A 17,393-nucleotide genomic window follows, 5' to 3' on the forward strand; every position below is an offset into this window, starting at 1 on the left:
GTTTGGAATTGTTCATGAGCGTATTCCGCCACGAACACCGAATATGAATGGGTACATCGAAGCGTTTCATCGCATCCTGGAAGATGAATGTCTGGCACGTTATGAGTTTATGTCCTATGCAGAGGCGTATCAAGTTGTAACAGATATCCGCTTTTATAACGAGAGACGAATCCATTCGAGCATTTGCGATTTAGCTCCACAAGAGTTTTATGCGCTCCAAACAGAACGTAAGTTCGTAATTAGAGGAGTGCGAGTATAAGCGAGGAATTTTACGAAAAAGGATGAATAAGGTTGTTTGTGTCCAAGTAATGGGGGTTAATCCGATTTCTTTTTAAGAATAGCCTTGTAAATAGAAATAGATGGTTTGATAATGTTCATACACTCGTATATCTTTTGTTGTTTTCATCAATGCAAGCAAGGCTTGAATTTCATTTTGACGTGAATCAATCATCTGGTTTCTCTCCGTTCGTTTGAATTTTCAATAAAAAATATTTACCAGGCCAGAAAAAATATTTACCAGCCAAATTCCGGTTTCATGTATGTTAAAGTGGAATAGGAGTTAGCAACAACAATTTTTAGTTTAGGAGTGAAGAAAATTGAAAAAGTTACTAGCAGCCGTTACTATTCTTGGTGCATCCCTACTAACATTTGATGCGGGAAGTGCAAGTGCAGCAAATTGCCCATTCAAAACTGGATTCCAAAACCCAGCTACTAACGCTGTAGCACAACAACCAAAATTCGCTAACTGCGGACAATTTGGAAAGTTATTCCAATCATTCTTTGGTAATAATGCTCAAACTGCACCTGCACAGCAGTTTAACTTCCCTACTCAACAGTTAAACCTGCCTGTTCAGCCATCTAACTGCCCGTTCAAGTAAGAGGTAGTATTCTTACTTGCCTTTATGCGGATTTCCAGCTTACGCAAATTCTTTAACGTATCATAGCGGATATAAATCGTAAATGAAATTGGAAAACCGGATAAAGACAGAAATGAACTTACATGTAGTATGTACAGTGAAGAGATACACATTCGATCAAAATCGTCTAACAAAAACAATAACAAGCCATGTGATTCAGTAACCGATACACAATAAATGAAGGAGTATATCTTCACTTATTGTGTATTTTCTTTTACACTTTGATGTAGTAAAGTGGAGGATACATGTCTATAGATGGATGGAGGGTTATGCAAAAAATTTCCCGACCCCAAAGGAGCAGCTCTATATGGGTGATTACTCGAATTAAGAATGGAAAACAACAGATGGGATATTTTAAGGTACCTAATAGAAATAAAAAAGGCAAAAAATACACTGGGCCTGTGCTTCTTGCGAATGAATTAATTTGTTACCGTTGATTGTAAAACGGTGGATTAAGGAATATAAATCTGGATACATCCAATAATCTCTGTTATCTAAAAAACCCTTATCCAAAGGAGATAAGGGTCGCTACGAGGGACTATCCTATTTTTGCATTACTTTATGATATGGGTAAGCTTCCTTTTTGATTACTTTTTTCGGGATTTTAGCTTCTTACGTCCGATAATGTCAATTATAGCGCGACAAGAAAGTCGTTTTTTATACAGTGCAACGTCGATTCAGTCGATATGTTGCTAGCCTAGTCGCAAGGGCTATCTCCGCTCGAAACAACGTGCTGTATCGCAAAATGTTGTCTTACGATACAAGGAAAAAGAAGGTTTGAGTTGTATATATAAGTTGAAAGGCTCACGTATGGTTCTGAGGGGAGAAAGGGGCAGTGATGCCCCCGACTTACCCGACTAAAGGATCACTTTTGGACAGCGAAAAGTGATCCGTGGTAATTCTGCTGCTACATGACGAACAACGGAATTCTGCTCTACCTATTAGTCACATGCACATGCGATAATAACTAAAAGGATAAAGAGAACAAGAATAACGCCAATTTCTCGTCTCTCACCACAAAAACTCATACAATTCCCTCCCATGTACAATGGATTGAATTACATTTCATACTATGTAGATGGGTACAGACAAGTGTTAGGTTACTGCCTTTATTCAGAAATTTATTTTATGCTTACTATTTTTGTGCTATTGTTCTGTTTCTTATTGATGTCTTCTTAATGGAATTAAAGCAGGAATAGAGCGGCAATGAGAGCTAGAGGTATCGCAATAAATCCAAAGTGTCTACGACCAAACGAGTTTATTTTTACCATACCAGCCGCTTTTTTGGTTTTAGGCACAGCTAAATAAACATGTCCATCATCCACTTTTTGAATATATCCTTTGTAGATTTGTGATTATCTTTGGTTTTTATTTTTACTTGTTTAGATATGTTTTTTTCAAAAACACTGTGTATCCTTTGTATATTTGGTTTTTTTGTACCCATTCCTTTACTTCCCCCCAACATGTAGATTCCCTCTATCATATGCTCGTCCTTTATCTTTGTTATGGACAAGTGTTCAGTCCACTTATTTTTGGATGTACGTCCGATAATCGTCATATAGTAAACTCACCAACACCAAAAAACCGTAATTCGGTCAAATCGGCTAAAATCCGGGTTTTTGCCTTTCAGGAAATTTTAACCTTGTGTACAGTTTGTAGAGTGTGATCAAGTTTTTCAAGAATCTTCTCTGCTAATCCATCTATTTTATTTCTTATATTATTTTTTAAATCATTTTGACCAGCTTCAAGTGTTTCCATCCGTTTTTCAAGTCTGCTTTGGACCTCTCTAAGTGACTGTAACTCAGAAAGAATTTTCTTCAATATTTTTCCATTTTTCGTCCCTCGCCTCAATTTTTTTGTTATTTTATCACGAAGTCAGTGATAATGGACGGGTAACAAATTCATCTTTTTTGAATGATAATATTTTTAGGACAAGTAAATGGGACGCAACAAACCCTTATCGTACCGTCGTTTCTTAACTGTCTCATTATAACCGTACCTTACTGATACGAAATTGCATTGACAACGCCTTAGAGTAGGAAAAACAGGCTTCTTTCATGCCAAAATGATCTTAGCGTATATTTTCATTAAAAAGTTAGCGATACCCCAACTACCAATCAAACATAATAAACGCAAATACTCGTGCTAAATAAAAAAACAGGGAGTTCCCCTGCTACTTAAACTAATTTATATATCCATAGTGGTATATATTGAATAAAAATAAAACTCGCCAAGACTAAACCCGCGAGGTTCGATAAGACAGGAACTAATCCCTCCTACCCTAAACCTTTTGGTGTATACAAGTACATCGCAAACCTGTCCGGTTTGCGGGGCGAAAAAGAACGTGCGTGGTGCGGCTATACCCAACATCGGGACATTCACGGTGCGGCGAATCTACTGTCCAAAGTGTTGTATGAAAACCGGATTCAGTCCTTGCCGTTTGAAATTCAGAAACCCACGTATCTACGGATCGCCTAAGCGAGAAGTAGTAGATGGTTTGTTCCGACCCACGCCCGTAAGGGTGTGTTGCTGAATGATTTCCCTCGCAGACGGCACGTGTCTGTGAGATCAGCGACAACCTGCTGATCGCCTGTTCTATCGAGGTGGCTCGTTCAGAAACCTCCACTTCATGTACTACTATTCACTTGTAAAAAACTGCCTAATCAGCACCCGTGACATATGCTTTCTTTTCATGAGTAAACGGGGAAACAATCGTGAGACGTGTGCCAAACGTTGCTTTTTCTATGTAGCAAAGCGACCTTTTTTTCAGTTTTATTACATTTTTCTATCTAGCGGAAATTTATAAAAAGAGGTAGAATACTCACTAAAGGAGTGGATTTTTTATTTTTCGCGAAATATATTCTGACTGAATAGTCATTCATAATTTGAGTGAAACATGCTATGATAGAATAAACAATTTTCCGTACAGTCAGAATAATTTCGGCGAAGGAGAGGAGAAACAAATGAATGTATTGTCGCTAGTTAACCTCATTGCGTTTTTTGCGGTCGTAGGTTATGCAGTATACTTGTTTGCGCACCTGGTGTACAGCCGCATCACCTACATGAAGCTTGGCCGCCCGGCGGACTTGCGCGAAGACGCGACACGCAGCCTGAATGCGTTTTGGGTCAACGTTTTTGGACAGAAGAAGCTGTTAAAGGATTCCAAAAGCGGTGTGATGCATATTGTCTTGTTCTACGGCTTTCTGCTTGTGCAGTTTGGAGCCATTGATTTAATTTGGAAAGGACTAAAGCCGGGTTCACATCTGCCGTTCGGTTCGGCATATCCGTATTTTCTTTTATTCCAGGAAGTCGTTGTTACGGCTATTCTTATCGCCATTTTTTATGCATGGTATCGTCGGAATGTTGAGAAATTAAAGCGCTTAAAACGAGGTTGGAAAGCGAACCTTGTTGTCTGGCTCATTACGATTCTCATGGTGAGTACGTTGCTTTCCGAAGGAATGGAAATCATCTGGTTACATCCGGATGAGATCGGCTTCCGCTCGACGCAACCGATCGCTTCCAGTCTTGCAGTGTTGTTTGCAGGCATCGGTTCGACGGCAGCAGGTGCGGCGTTCTATGTGTTCTGGTGGATTCATTTGCTTACGCTCTTATTCTTCCTGGTATACATTCCACAGGGCAAGCACGCCCATCTGATATTTGCGCCGTATAACTGGCTGGTGAAAGACAAAACACGCCCGCCGGGAAGATTGAGCACCATCGACTTTGAGAAGCTGGAAGAAGAAGGTGCGGAAGAGTTCGGCGTCGGACGAATCGAGAATTTCACGCGAACGCAATTGATTGACTTGTATGCCTGTGTCGAGTGCGGGCGATGCACCAGCATGTGTCCAGCCGCAGGAACGGGCAAGACGCTGTCACCGATGGATCTAATCACTAAAATGCGGGATCACCTAACGGAAAAAGGGGCGGCGATCACGGGACGTACACCGTGGATGCCGGCCGGGTTGTTTAAAGAGTCGAAAGGTAACGTGCTAGCGATGCAGGCGCGTGAAGCCGGAGCCGGACAAGCCAGCAGTGAGGTGGCCGCTACGACGGAAGGGACGGCCGCACTGAAAATCGACTATGATGTGCAGCTTATCGGGGATGTGATCACGGAAGAAGAACTGTGGGCTTGTACGACGTGCCGCAACTGTGAAGACCAGTGCCCGGTCGCCAACGAACATGTAGGTCATATCATCGATATGCGCCGCTATCTTGTGATGACAGAAGGCCGCATGCCGTCCGATGCGCAGCGTGCGCTGAGCAACATCGAGCGCCAGAGCAATCCATGGGGGATTAACCGCAAGGATCGGATCAAATGGCGCGAAGGCATGGAAGAGCTGGTGCCAACCGTCAAAGAAACGGATGACTTTGAATATTTATTCTTTGTTGGTTCGATGGGTTCGTTTGATAATCGGAGCATCAAACTTACGCAATCCTTTGTGCGTGTGATGCACAAAGCGGGCATCAAGTTCGCGATTCTTGGCAATGAAGAGAAGAACTCTGGCGACACGCCGCGCCGCCTCGGCAATGAGCTGTTGTTCCAGGAGCTGGCAATGGAAAATATCGCGAACTTCCAGAAATACGGCGTGAAGAAAATCGTTACGATGGACCCGCATGCCTACAATACATTCAAGAACGAGTATCCGGAATTCGGTCTGGAAGGCGTGGAAGTGTACCACCATACCGAACTGTTGGCGAAATGGATCAAAGACGGCCGCCTGAAGCCGACCAAAGAAGTCAAGGAACGCATAACCTACCACGACTCCTGTTACCTGGGCCGCTACAACGAAGTGTACGATGCACCGCGCGAAATTCTATCAGCCATTCCTGGCGTCGAGATCGTGGAGATGGAACGTTCCGGCTGTGACAGTATGTGCTGCGGTGCCGGTGGCGGAATGATGTGGCAGGAAGAGCATCAAGGCACCCGCGTTAACATCGCGCGTACCGAACAGGCGCTGGCGGTAAATCCGACTACAATCGGAAGTGCGTGTCCGTACTGCTTGACGATGTTATCTGACGGTACGAAAGCGAAAGAAGTGGAAGACAAAGTGCAAACTTTGGATATGGTAGAGATTTTAGAAAAATCATTATAAATTACTCTTTTTAATTTTTGTGAATATTGATAAGATGGAAGGAGAAGGAATAAAGACCCGGCAGTCGAACTGCCGGGTACGTTTCCGCGATCAAACTGACCGAGCAATCGCTCAAATTAGGATACCGGAAATTTTTCTGCTTCTTACTTGTTTTCACGAAAGCATATGAATGTATCAATACGTAGAGATATAAGGAGGCGCAAAACAAGATGAGAAAATCCGTAATCGTAAGTGCGGCCCGGACTCCATTTGGTAAATTTGGTGGTAGCCTTTCCTCGCTGCAAGCGGTTGAGCTTGGAGGCATTGTGATTAAAGAGGCCGTAAAACGCGCTGGAATCTCTCCCGATATGGTCGATGAAGTTATCATGGGCATGGTGCTGCAAGGAGGAGCAGGACAAATCCCTTCTCGCCAGGCGGCGCGCAAGGCAGGATTGCCCTGGGAAGTACAGACGGAGACGATTAACAAAGTATGTGCATCCGGCCTGCGCAGCGTAACGTTAGCCGATCAGATCATTCGTGCCCAAGATGCGGACATTATCGTTGCGGGCGGCATGGAGAGCATGAGCAACGCACCGTATGCTTTGCCAAACACGCGTTGGGGCATGCGCATGGGGGATGGCAAACTGGTGGACTTGATGCTTAGGGATGGGTTAACCGACGCGTACGATGGCAAGCATATGGCAGTACACGGCAGCAATGTAGCCGCAGAATACAAAATTACGCGCGAGGAACAGGATAAGTGGGCGCTCCGCAGTCAGCAGCGTGCGGCGGCGGCGATAAAAGCTGGCAGGCTGAAAGAGGAAATTGTACCGGTGGAAGTGCCTCAGCGCAAAGGCGATCCGGTTATCGTCGAGCAGGATGAAGCACCGCGTGAGACGAGCCTTGAGCAACTACAGAATCTGCCTCCTGTATTTACAAAAGACGGTACAATTACGGCCGGCAATGCGCCAGGCGTAAATGATGGAGCAGGCGCTATGGTTGTTATGTCTGACGAAAAAGCGAAAGAGCTTGGTATTAAGCCGCTGGCGACGATTCTTGGGCATGCGGCCGTCGGACAAGAAGCCCCGTATATCGCGACCACGCCGGGCCTCGCGATTAATAAATTGCTTAAGAAAACCGGTTATACAATTGACCAGATCGATTTGTTTGAAGTGAATGAAGCGTTTGCAGCCGTTGTGCTTACAAGCCAGAAAATTGCTGGATGGGACCCGGAAAAAGTAAATGTCAACGGAGGAGCCATCGCGTTTGGCCATCCGATTGGTGCAAGCGGAGCCCGTATCTTAATGACGTTGATTTACGAATTGCGACGTCGCGGCGGCGGTCTCGGCATTGCCGCAATTTGTTCCGGCGCGGCGCAAGGTGACGCGATTCTGGTGGAAGTTCAGGCTGCCAAATAATTTTTTATGATTTAGCCGAGAACACTCGTAACTTCAGTCATGAGATGAATGGGCTTTTGTTTCGTTGTTAGTAGAAACAGACGTGCAACCATTGCCGAAAACAAACAGCGAAGTTGGAATTGATGTTGGCCTCAAAGAATTTGCTGTTCTTTCGACAGGAGAAGTGTTTGAAAATCCGAAATTTCTGCGCAATATGGAACAAAAACTTAAACGCGCTCAACGCATTCTTTCCCGACGTGTGAAAGGTTCTTCAAATTGGAATAAGCAACGGATGAAGGTTGCCCGAATCCATGAACGTATTGCAAATGCTCGAGAAGACTACTTGCAAAAGATTTCAACCAACGCATATTGTCAAAAACCACGACATGATTGCGATTGAAGATTTGCAAGTGTCTAATATGATGAAGATCATAAACTTGCCAAAGCGATTAGCGAGGTGTCTTGGTATCAATTCAGAACGATGCTTGAATACAAAGCAAAGTGGTATGGTCGCACTGTTGTTGCCATAGGCAAAACCTTTGCTTCCTCTCAGATCTGTTCATGTTGCGGATACCAAAACAAAGAAGTTAAAAATCTTACCTTGCGACAATGGGAATGCCCGGAATGCAATACTTCCCATGACCGCGATGTAAACGCAAGTTTGAATATTCTTGCCGAAGGCAAAAGACGACTATCTGCATAATTGCAGGAACTGCGGAGATAGCTTGGGGTACATCATGTACTAATTCTGCTCGGTAGAGCGGGCTAGTCAAGAATCTCGTGGCTTTAGCCATGAGAGGTTCAAAACAAAATCTAACCATACTATGAAGGAATTTAAAAAAGGGGTGGAGATGCATGGAAGTCAAAAAATTTATGGTTGTCGGCGCAGGTCAGATGGGAAGCGGTATCGCTCAGGTAGCAGCACAGGCGGGTCTGGAAGTTGTGCTGCACGACATTCAAGAAGAGTTTGTAAACCGTGGCCTTGGCGTCATTACAAAAAATCTGACCCGTGATGTGGAGAAAGGACGCAAAACAGAAGCAGAAAAGCAAGCGATCTTAGCGCGTATTAAGCCTTCTACTGATTTGAACCATGCAAAAGATGTTGATTTCGTTGTGGAAGCGGTTGTCGAAAATATGAACATCAAAACCGAGATTTTTAAGCAACTGGATGAAATCGCGCCAGAGCACGCCATTCTGGCAAGTAATACATCTTCGCTCCCCATTACGGAAATTGCAGCGGTAACTAAACGGCCAGAGAAAGTGATTGGCATGCACTTCATGAACCCGGTACCGGTTATGAAGCTAGTAGAAGTTATCCGTGGTTTGGCGACTTCCGATGAGACGTACCGTATAGTGGCCGAACTATCTGAGAAGATGCAGAAAGTAGCGGTGGAAGTTAATGATTTCCCGGGCTTTGTATCCAACCGCGTACTGATGCCGATGATTAACGAAGCGATTTACTGCGTATATGAGGGCGTGGCGACACCGGAAGCGATTGATGAAGTAATGAAGCTTGGTATGAACCATCCGATGGGGCCTCTAACACTGGCCGACTTTATCGGCTTGGATACATGTCTATATATCATGGAAGTGCTTCATGAAGGATTTGGCGATTCCAAATATCGTCCGTGCCCGTTGCTTCGCAAATATGTAAAAGCGGGATGGCTAGGCCGCAAATCCGGACGTGGATTCTATGTATATGAGTAAATAAGGGAAATACAACAGCAAACATAAAGTAAAGAGAACAGGAGTTAGGAGGAGAAACCATGCATTTGCAGTTTACAGAAGAGCAGGAAATGATGCGTCGTATGGTGCGTGATTTTGCTCGTGAAGTGATCGCGCCGCAGGTAGAAAAAATGGAAGAAACCGATGAATTCCCGCTCGAGCTCATCCGCAAAATGGGCGAATACGGCTTGATGGGAATTCCAGTGGCAGAGGAGTGGGGTGGCTCGGCAGCGGATTTTGTCTCTTACATCATTGCCATTCATGAGATTTCCAAAGTCAGCCCGACCGTTGGCGTTATTCTGTCCGTTCATACATCGGTAGGCACGAATCCGATCCTTTATTTTGGAAGCGAGGAACAGAAGAAAAAATACGTACCGAAGTTGGCTTCTGGACAATATATTGGCGCGTTTGCACTTACAGAACCGAATGCCGGCTCCGATGCGGCAAGTATACGGACGTCTGCGGTGAAAAAGGGTGACAAGTATATCCTGAATGGTTCGAAAATATTTATTACAAACGGCGGTGTAGCAGACACTTATATAACATTCGCTGTCACCGATCCGTCGAAAGGGCCCAAAGGAATCTCTGCTTTTATCGTAGAAAAGGATACGCCGGGATTTCAGGTAGGCAAAAAAGAAAAGAAAATGGGCCTTCAAGGTTCTAATACGACAGAACTCATTTTTGACAATGCCGAAGTGCCAGCCGAAAACTTGCTTGGTGAAGAAGGCATGGGCTTTACGATTGCGATGGCAAACCTGGATGTGGGTCGCATCGGCATTGCAGCGCAAGGTCTAGGGATTGCAGAAGGTGCGTTTGAACACGCGCTCGCGTACGCAAAAGAGCGTCATCAATTCGGCAAACCGATTGCTGCACAACAGGCGATTGCATTTAAGCTGGCCGACATGGCGACCCAAATTGAAGCGTCCCGCATGCTTGTATACCGTGCGGCTTCTCTGCGTAACCAGGGTATTAAGTGTGGGATGGAAGCCTCTATGGCCAAGCGTTTCGCGACGGATACTGCAATGAAAGTGGCGACAGAAGCTGTGCAGATTTTTGGCGGCTATGGCTATACACGCGAATATCCTGTAGAGCGCTATTTCCGTGACGCCAAAGTTACGCAAATTTATGAGGGAACCAACCAGATTCAACGCATTGTAATTTCCAAACACTTGTTAAATAAATAATAAAGGGAGTGGAGACGCATGGATTTTCAACTATCTGAAGAACACAAAATGATACGCAAAATGGTGCGCGAGTTTGCGGAAAACGAGTTGGCTGACAAAGCTGCGGAACGCGACGAAGCGGAACGTTTCGACATGGAAGTGTTTGATAAGCTGGCTGAGTTGGGACTTACCGGAATTCCCTGGGATGAAAAATACGGCGGCGCAGGTTTCGATTATTTAAGCTATGTGATCGCGGTGGAGGAGCTGTCCCGGGTTGATGCTTCCGTCGGCGTTACCTTATCCGCGCATACTTCGCTGGCGAGCTGGCCGATTTACAAATTTGGTACGGAAGAACAAAAGCAAAAATATCTTCGCCCGCTTGCGGAAGGCAAAAGCATGGGGGCGTATTGTTTGACGGAGCCGGGGTCGGGTTCCGATGCAGCTGGCATGAAGACAACAGCGAAGAAAGATGGCGATCACTATATCCTGAATGGCAGCAAAATTTTCATTACCAATGGTGGCCTGGCGGATATCTATATCGTATTTGCAGCGACCACGCCGGAGTTGAAGCATAAAGGCCAAACGGCGTTTATCGTCACGAAAGATATGCCAGGGTTCAAAGTCGGCAAAAAAGAAAAGAAACTGGGTATCCGCTCTTCTGCGACAACTGAGGTCATTTTCGAAGATTGCCGCGTTCCGGCGGAAAATGTGCTTGGCCAAGAAGGTCAGGGTTTTAAGATTGCAATGATGACCCTGGACGGCGGCCGTAACGGTATTGCAGCGCAGGCTGTGGGAATTGCGGACGGTGCGCTGACGCACGCGCTTGCGTACGCGAAGGAACGTCATCAGTTCGGCAAACCGATTGCCGCGCAGCAGGCAATTGCGTTCAAGCTGGCTGATATGGCGACAAAAGTTGAAGCAGCGCGTCTGTTGACATATCAAGCGGCATATTTGGAAGACAACAGCTTGCCATACGGCAAAGCATCGGCGATGGCAAAGCTATTCGCGGGCGATATTGCAATGGAAGTGACGACAGACGCCGTGCAAATTTTCGGCGGCTATGGTTACACGCGTGAATATCCGGTCGAACGTTTTATGCGCGATGCGAAGATTACGCAAATCTATGAAGGAACAAACGAAATCCAGCGTCTTGTTATCTCGAACTATCTGCTTAAAGACTAAGGATGTGAACGCATTGCATACACTGGTAGAACGGATTTTGGCGGGAGATCGTCGGGCGGTTGCCCGTGCGATCTCCTATATAGAAGATGATCATCCAGAGAAAAAAGAAATTCTACAAGATGTGTTTCCATACACGGGAAAAGCGTTTCTTGTCGGCATTACTGGCTCTCCAGGTGCAGGAAAAAGTTCTTTTGTCGATAAGTTAATCGGGTATTTGCGTAAACAGAGCCTGACCGTCGGAATTATAGCGGTTGATCCTACCAGTCCGTTTACCGGGGGGGCCATTCTGGGGGATCGTATCCGCATGCAGGATCATTTTCTTGACGAAGGTGTGTTTATCCGCAGTATGGGCACGCGCGGTAGTCTGGGCGGGCTGGCTCGTTCCACGAAGGAAGCGGTACGCATATTGGACGCATACGGCAAGGATGTAATTATCATTGAGACGGTCGGTGTTGGCCAATCGGAGCTTGATATTATGAACATTGCTGATTCGACGGCGGTTGTGCTTAATCCAGGCGGCGGTGATACTGTGCAGGCGTTCAAAGCAGGTATTATGGAAATCGCGGATTTGTTTATCCTGAATAAGGCCGATTTGCCGGGTACAGAGAAGCTATTTCGTGAAGTTGAACAAATGCTGGATCTTGTCAAGCATAACGCCCCCTGGCGTCCACCGATCGTTAAAACGATTACCCTGCAGAACAAAGGGATTGCTGAGGCGTGGCGGGCGTTCCTTGACCATAACGAATACCTCAAAGAGAGCGGAGAATGGGAGAAGCGACGTGCATCTCATTTAAAAGAAGAAGTGGCGGAAATCGTCGAACATGAGGTGCACAGGCTTGTCGTAACAAACCTGCGCGGTGAAGCGTATAAAGAAACGATGGAACAGGTGGCCCGCCGCGAAGTCAATCCGTATGAAGTAGCCGATCGCTTGCTTAGACAATTGGTGAAAGAAAAATAGTTTTCTGAAAAATGTTGCGGATTCGATTTCTTCACGCGTATAATAAAATCAAGAAGAAAGAGAAGGCCGTGTGCCTTTTCTTTTTCCCTGCACTCTGAGCAATCGCTCAGTCGGCGTGAGGAAAGGAGTAATGAAACAATGGAACATCGAAAATCGATTCCTTCGATGGTAAAAGATCCGAAACTTATCGAAAAGCGGCGCGATCAAATTATCGAAGCTGCGGTTGAGCTTTTCATCTCCAAAGGTTTTCACAAGACAACGACCCGTGAAATTTCCCGTGCGTCAGGATTCAGCATAGGTACATTATATGAATATATTGAATCAAAAGAAGATGTTCTCTATCTTGTATGCGATGCGATTCACGAAGGTGTGGAAAAAGGATTAAAGGAAGTGCTGGTAAACGGCGTCAGCGGCGCTGTGATGCTAAAGGCAGCGATCAAAGGTTTTCTGCGTGTAATGGATGAAATGCAGGATCGTGTACTTCTGATTTATCAGGAAATTAAATCGTTGCCGAAAGAAGCGATGAAGTACGTTTTGGCCAAAGAAGAAGAAATTACGAGTTTTTTTGAAGAAATTTTGCGCCGGGGCCGGGAAGACGGTTCCCTTAAAATCGATGAGAAGTACATTAAGCTGATGGCCCATAACATTGTTGTGCTGGGAGAAATGTGGACGTTCCGGCGTTGGAGTTTGCATAAGCACTACACGCTGGAAGAGTATATGGAAATGCAGACGTCTCTGATTTTGCGCGAGCTAACAGAAGAGTGATTGAGAAGACACCTAGTGAAAGGAGAAACCTTCCTTAGACCGGGTTTAGTGATTATGATTGAAAAAGCGCGTCCGATTCGCGACCTTGAAGGAGGAGAACAAAATGGAAACGAATATTTATCGTCCAAAACATAATGTCCGTTTTGTCACAGCTGCCAGCCTGTTCGACGGTCATGATGCTTCCATTAACATCATGCGTCGCCTTTTGCAGGCGTCCGGGGTGGAAGTGATTCACCTTGGCCACAACCGTTCAGTAGAAGAAGTCGTAAATGCCGCCATTCAGGAAGATGTGCAGGGAATCGCAGTTAGTTCATACCAGGGCGGCCATGTGGAGTATTTTAAGTACATTATTGATTTACTAAAAGAAAAGGGCGCCTCCCATATTAAGGTGTTTGGCGGTGGCGGCGGTGTCATAGTTCCTTCTGAAATTCGCGAACTGCATGAATACGGTGTAACGAAAATTTTTTCTCCGGATGACGGACGTAAGTATGGTCTGCAAGGCATGATTAATTACATGATCCAGCAAACAGACTATCCGACTCCAAAAGAAGTAGAAAAAGAAATTCATGAACTGAAAAATCGTAGCTGGAACGCGATCGGCCGCCTGATTACACTGGCGGAGGAAAACGTGGAAAAGCAGGATCAAGAAGTAGCAACCACGCTTGAAAAAGTGAACGAAATGGTAAAAACGGTTCCGGTGCTTGGCATCACAGGAACAGGCGGGGCTGGCAAAAGCTCGTTGACAGACGAGTTAGTGCGCCGTTATTTGGAACAGTATCCGGATAAAACAATTGCCATTCTGTCAGTGGATCCATCGAAGCAAAAAACAGGCGGCGCGCTGCTGGGCGACCGTATCCGCATGAATGCTATCCATTCTCCGCGCGTATATATGCGCTCGCTGGCGACTCGTAAATCTCACAGTGAACTTAGCCAGGCGATCGAAGACGCCATCAATATCGTAAAAGCAGCAGGCTATGATTTTATCATCGTCGAAACTTCCGGCATTGGCCAGGGCGACGCTGGCATTACGCAGGTATGTGATGTCGCGATGTACGTAATGACGAGCGAATTCGGCGCGCCGACCCAGCTTGAAAAAATCGATATGATTGATTACGCGGACATTATCGCGATCAATAAGTTTGAGCGCCGTGGCTCAGAAGATGCGCTGCGCGATGTGAAGAAGCAATGGAAGCGTAGTCGCAATCTGTTTGATATGAAGGACGAAGACGTTCCTGTTTACGGTACGATTGCCAGCCAATTCAACGATCCAGGCACAAATATACTATTCGTTAACCTGATGCGGATCATCTCTGAGAAAACGGGTGAGGAATGGCCGACTACTCTCGATATTTCCAAAGACAGAATGTCGAAGAAAAAGTATATTATTCCGTCTGACCGCGTACATTATCTGGCCGAAATCGCAAATACGGTTCGTCAGTACAATAACTTCACAGAGAAACAAGTGCAAATCGCACGTAAATTGTTCCAACTGAATGGAACAAAAGAAGAACTCGCAAAACAAACAGGTGAACTGGCAACCGATCTTCAAAAGGAACTTGATAAGCTTATCGCACACTATGAAGAAAAATTGCACCCGGAAAGCAAAAAGATTTTGGATAATTGGAAAGCGCTTAAGGAAGCGTACCAGCAGGACGAGTTCGTCACGAAAGTACGCGACAGGGAAATCGTGACAAAGTTGTACACGACTTCTCTGTCCGGTACGCGTATTCCGAAAGTATCGTTGCCAAAGTTTGAAGATTGGGGCGAAATCTTGCGCTGGGTGATGAAAGAGAACCTGCCTGGCCATTTCCCATACACGGCTGGAGTATTTCCGTTCAAGCGTGATGGTGAAGATCCGAAGCGCCAGTTTGCGGGTGAAGGAACCCCGGAAAGGACAAACCGCCGTTTCCATTATCTGTCCAAGGAAGACACAGCGAAGCGGCTCAGCACTGCGTTTGACAGCGTCACATTGTATGGCGAAGATCCGGATTACCGTCCGGACATTTACGGAAAAATTGGCACAAGTGGAGTTAGCGTCTGTACGCTGGATGACATGAAAAAGCTGTATGCTGGATTCGATCTTTGCCATCCGTCCACATCCGTGTCCATGACCATTAACGGCCCGGCGCCGATCATTCTGGCGATGTACATGAATACGGCTATCGATCAACAAATGGAGAAATTCAGGAAGGAAAACGGCCGCGAGCCGAACGCCGAGGAAGCAGAACAGATTAAAGCCAGGACGTTGCAAAGCGTGCGAGGTACAGTGCAGGCCGATATTCTGAAGGAAGACCAGGGTCAGAATACGTGTATTTTCTCTACAGAGTTTGCGCTCAAGATGATGGGTGATATTCAGGAATACTTTATTCAGAACAAAGTGCGCAATTACTATTCCGTAAGTATTTCTGGCTATCATATTGCCGAAGCGGGCGCGAATCCGATTTCCCAGCTTGCTTTCACGCTGGCCAACGGCTTTACGTATGTGGAATATTACTTAAGCCGGGGTATGCATATTGATGATTTTGCGCCGAATCTATCATTCTTTTTCAGCAATGGTCTCGATCCGGAATACAGCGTGCTTGGACGGGTGGCTCGTCGCATCTGGTCAACGGTTATGAAGTACAAGTACGGTGCGAATGAGCGCAGCCAGAAGCTGAAATATCACATTCAGACATCCGGACGTTCGCTGCATGCCCAGGAAATGGATTTTAACGATATCCGCACAACGTTGCAGGCATTGATGGCGCTTTACGATAACTGCAATTCGTTGCATACAAATGCGTATGACGAAGCAATTACGACACCAACAGAAAATTCTGTGCGTCGTGCGATGGCGATTCAGATGATTATCACAAAAGAGTTGGGACTCGCGAAAAATGAAAATCCCCTGCAAGGTTCGTTTATTATTGAAGAACTAACCGATCTGGTAGAAGAAGCTGTTCTGGCGGAATTTCAGCGCCTAAGCGATCGCGGCGGCGTGCTGGGTGCGATGGAGACCCAGTATCAACGCAGCAAGATTCAGGAGGAATCGCTCTACTATGAGACATTGAAACATAGCGGCGAACTTCCAATTATTGGGGTTAATACATTCCTGAATCCGAACGCGTCTGAAGAAGACTATGAAATTGAACTTGCTCGTGCAACAGAGGAAGAGAAGGTTCAGCAGATCAACAACTTGCGCGCATTCCAGGAACGCAATAAAGATAAGGTGGGCCCTGCACTCCAGCGTTTGAAAGAAGTGGCTCGCAGCGGCGGAAACATCTTCGCGGAGCTGATGGAAACGGTCAAAGTCGCAAGCTTGGGCCAGATCACCGGCGCGCTTTATGAAGTAGGCGGTCAGTACCGTAGGAATATGTAGAGTTGAAAGATGAGGGAAAAAGCACTGTCTTTTTCCCTTCGTCTTTTTTCAGAGGGTAGAACTGCTCCGCCAAACATCCGTCTTGATTTTTGTGCATGAATTTGGTTAAAATAAGGAATGCTAAATAATAGGGTATAGTATGTCCGGGACGCGGTTTTGCGTCTTGTTTCTGAATCAAAGTTAAAGAAGGGAAGTGCCGAGGTTGGGCAATGCTTTGAACCTGGAAGCGGAAAAAATTCAAGAAATGGCGATGGTAGATCTCGCTTATCGAATTTTAAACGAGTCAAAGAAACCGGCGTATTACCGCGATTTATACAAACAGCTCACAGAGATGAAAAACATGTCCGAGTCCGAAGCGATGGACATGATCGCTCAGGTATATACCGAGATCAATCTCGATGGGCGTTTTATCTGCCTCGGTGACAACCTGTGGGGATTGAAGCGCTGGTATCTCGTCGAAACGCAGGAGGAATCGGCAGAAGGCAGTTTCCGCGGCAAATTTGCGCTTGACGACGATGATGATTACGAGGACGAAGAAGAACTGGAAGAAGAATACGATGAATTGGATGACGATGATATCGAAGCTTCGGATGATGAGCATGACGATTTAGACGCTGATTATGATGAAGATGCGGATGAAGAGTTCGAGTCGGCTCTCGAAGACGAAGATTTGGATACGGAAGATGAAGATGAAGAACTTGACATGTAATACATACGACGATAAAATACTTTTTGGGCTTTAAAAGTAAACGTTGTGCATGTCATATAATGAAAAACAAAAGTGCCCCCTCCGAATATTCGGCCGGGGAGTGCTTTTGTTTTTTTTATTTTTATTTTATAGATTCATACAGCCAAT

Annotated in this window: 14 protein-coding genes and 1 pseudogene; 13 read left to right on the forward strand and 2 right to left on the reverse strand. The window is 45.7% G+C overall.

From position 1 onward, the window contains the following. Nucleotides 1-259 (forward strand): integrase core domain-containing protein (locus BLR88_RS14885; protein ID WP_139184993.1); only part of this gene is annotated, 259 nt, incomplete at its 5' end. 337 nt (nt 260-596) lie between these two features. Continuing rightward, the gene (locus BLR88_RS14890) at nt 597-878 is read left to right on the forward strand and encodes a hypothetical protein (protein WP_091261051.1); all 282 of its coding nucleotides are present in this window, start codon (nt 597-599) and stop codon (nt 876-878) included. Nucleotides 879-2,217: 1,339 nt separating this feature from the next. On the opposite strand, the gene BLR88_RS14900 is transcribed toward BLR88_RS14890, so the two are convergent. Beyond that, a complete protein-coding gene (locus tag BLR88_RS14900) occupies nt 2,218-2,475 on the reverse strand; it encodes a hypothetical protein (RefSeq protein ID WP_057897364.1) in 258 nt (85 codons plus the stop codon). 68 nt (nt 2,476-2,543) lie between these two features. Next, nucleotides 2,544-2,738: a hypothetical protein gene (locus BLR88_RS14905; RefSeq protein ID WP_091261055.1), complete on the reverse strand. Its 195-nt coding sequence runs from the start codon at nt 2,736-2,738 to the stop codon at nt 2,544-2,546. Between the two features lie 504 nt (nt 2,739-3,242). Between BLR88_RS14905 and BLR88_RS19660 the strand changes: the two genes are divergently transcribed. The 11 genes and pseudogenes from BLR88_RS19660 to rpoE all read left to right on the forward strand — a co-directional run bounded on the left by BLR88_RS19660 (nt 3,243) and on the right by rpoE (nt 17,246). Then, entirely contained in the window at nt 3,243-3,395 is a 153-nt protein-coding gene (locus BLR88_RS19660) for a hypothetical protein (RefSeq protein WP_175493646.1), read from the forward strand. A gap of 485 nt (nt 3,396-3,880) precedes the next feature. Beyond that, entirely contained in the window at nt 3,881-6,010 is a 2,130-nt protein-coding gene (locus tag BLR88_RS14910) for a (Fe-S)-binding protein (protein ID WP_057897366.1), read from the forward strand. A 209-nt stretch (nt 6,011-6,219) separates the two neighbouring features. Next, nucleotides 6,220-7,407, forward strand: a complete 1,188-nt coding sequence (locus tag BLR88_RS14915; RefSeq protein ID WP_057897367.1) for an acetyl-CoA C-acetyltransferase — start codon at nt 6,220-6,222, stop codon at nt 7,405-7,407. Between the two features lie 64 nt (nt 7,408-7,471). Continuing rightward, nucleotides 7,472-8,089: pseudogene (locus BLR88_RS19125) on the forward strand (RNA-guided endonuclease TnpB family protein). Between the two features lie 152 nt (nt 8,090-8,241). Continuing rightward, nucleotides 8,242-9,093: a 3-hydroxybutyryl-CoA dehydrogenase gene (locus BLR88_RS14930; RefSeq protein WP_057897368.1), complete on the forward strand. Its 852-nt coding sequence runs from the start codon at nt 8,242-8,244 to the stop codon at nt 9,091-9,093. A 59-nt stretch (nt 9,094-9,152) separates the two neighbouring features. Beyond that, nucleotides 9,153-10,295, forward strand: coding sequence for an acyl-CoA dehydrogenase (locus BLR88_RS14935; RefSeq protein ID WP_057897369.1), 1,143 nt, complete (start codon nt 9,153-9,155; stop codon nt 10,293-10,295). An 18-nt stretch (nt 10,296-10,313) separates the two neighbouring features. Then, complete coding sequence (locus BLR88_RS14940) at nt 10,314-11,456, forward strand: acyl-CoA dehydrogenase (RefSeq protein WP_057897370.1); 1,143 nt, start codon at nt 10,314-10,316, stop codon at nt 11,454-11,456. A gap of 13 nt (nt 11,457-11,469) precedes the next feature. Beyond that, on the forward strand, nt 11,470-12,414 hold the full coding sequence (gene meaB, locus BLR88_RS14945; protein WP_057897371.1) for a methylmalonyl Co-A mutase-associated GTPase MeaB: 945 nt from the start codon (nt 11,470-11,472) through the stop codon (nt 12,412-12,414). A gap of 138 nt (nt 12,415-12,552) precedes the next feature. Continuing rightward, complete coding sequence (locus BLR88_RS14950) at nt 12,553-13,179, forward strand: TetR/AcrR family transcriptional regulator (protein ID WP_057897372.1); 627 nt, start codon at nt 12,553-12,555, stop codon at nt 13,177-13,179. Between the two features lie 103 nt (nt 13,180-13,282). Next, nucleotides 13,283-16,537 (forward strand): fused isobutyryl-CoA mutase/GTPase IcmF, encoded by a 3,255-nt coding sequence (gene icmF / locus BLR88_RS14955; protein ID WP_057897373.1) that lies wholly within the window; start codon nt 13,283-13,285, stop codon nt 16,535-16,537. 202 nt (nt 16,538-16,739) lie between these two features. After that, on the forward strand, nt 16,740-17,246 hold the full coding sequence (gene rpoE / locus BLR88_RS14960) for a DNA-directed RNA polymerase subunit delta (protein ID WP_082705833.1): 507 nt from the start codon (nt 16,740-16,742) through the stop codon (nt 17,244-17,246). Nucleotides 17,247-17,393: the final 147 nt, after the last annotated feature.

It is taken from the genome of Aneurinibacillus thermoaerophilus (genome assembly GCF_900099925.1).
In the GTDB taxonomy this organism is placed as follows: domain Bacteria; phylum Bacillota; class Bacilli; order Aneurinibacillales; family Aneurinibacillaceae; genus Aneurinibacillus; species Aneurinibacillus thermoaerophilus.

Excerpts from the sequence above, each read along its gene's own strand:
- BLR88_RS14915 (WP_057897367.1), top strand. The coding sequence starts at position 6,220 with ATGAGAAAATCCGTAATCGTAAGTGCGGCCCGGACTCCATTTGGTAAA.
- BLR88_RS14900 (WP_057897364.1), bottom strand. The coding sequence starts at position 2,475 with ATGACGATTATCGGACGTACATCCAAAAATAAGTGGACTGAACACTTG.
- BLR88_RS14950 (WP_057897372.1), top strand. The coding sequence starts at position 12,553 with ATGGAACATCGAAAATCGATTCCTTCGATGGTAAAAGATCCGAAACTT.
- BLR88_RS14930 (WP_057897368.1), top strand. The coding sequence starts at position 8,242 with ATGGAAGTCAAAAAATTTATGGTTGTCGGCGCAGGTCAGATGGGAAGC.
- BLR88_RS14935 (WP_057897369.1), top strand. The coding sequence starts at position 9,153 with ATGCATTTGCAGTTTACAGAAGAGCAGGAAATGATGCGTCGTATGGTG.
- BLR88_RS14940 (WP_057897370.1), top strand. The coding sequence starts at position 10,314 with ATGGATTTTCAACTATCTGAAGAACACAAAATGATACGCAAAATGGTG.
- BLR88_RS14910 (WP_057897366.1), top strand. The coding sequence starts at position 3,881 with ATGAATGTATTGTCGCTAGTTAACCTCATTGCGTTTTTTGCGGTCGTA.
- icmF (WP_057897373.1), top strand. The coding sequence starts at position 13,283 with ATGGAAACGAATATTTATCGTCCAAAACATAATGTCCGTTTTGTCACA.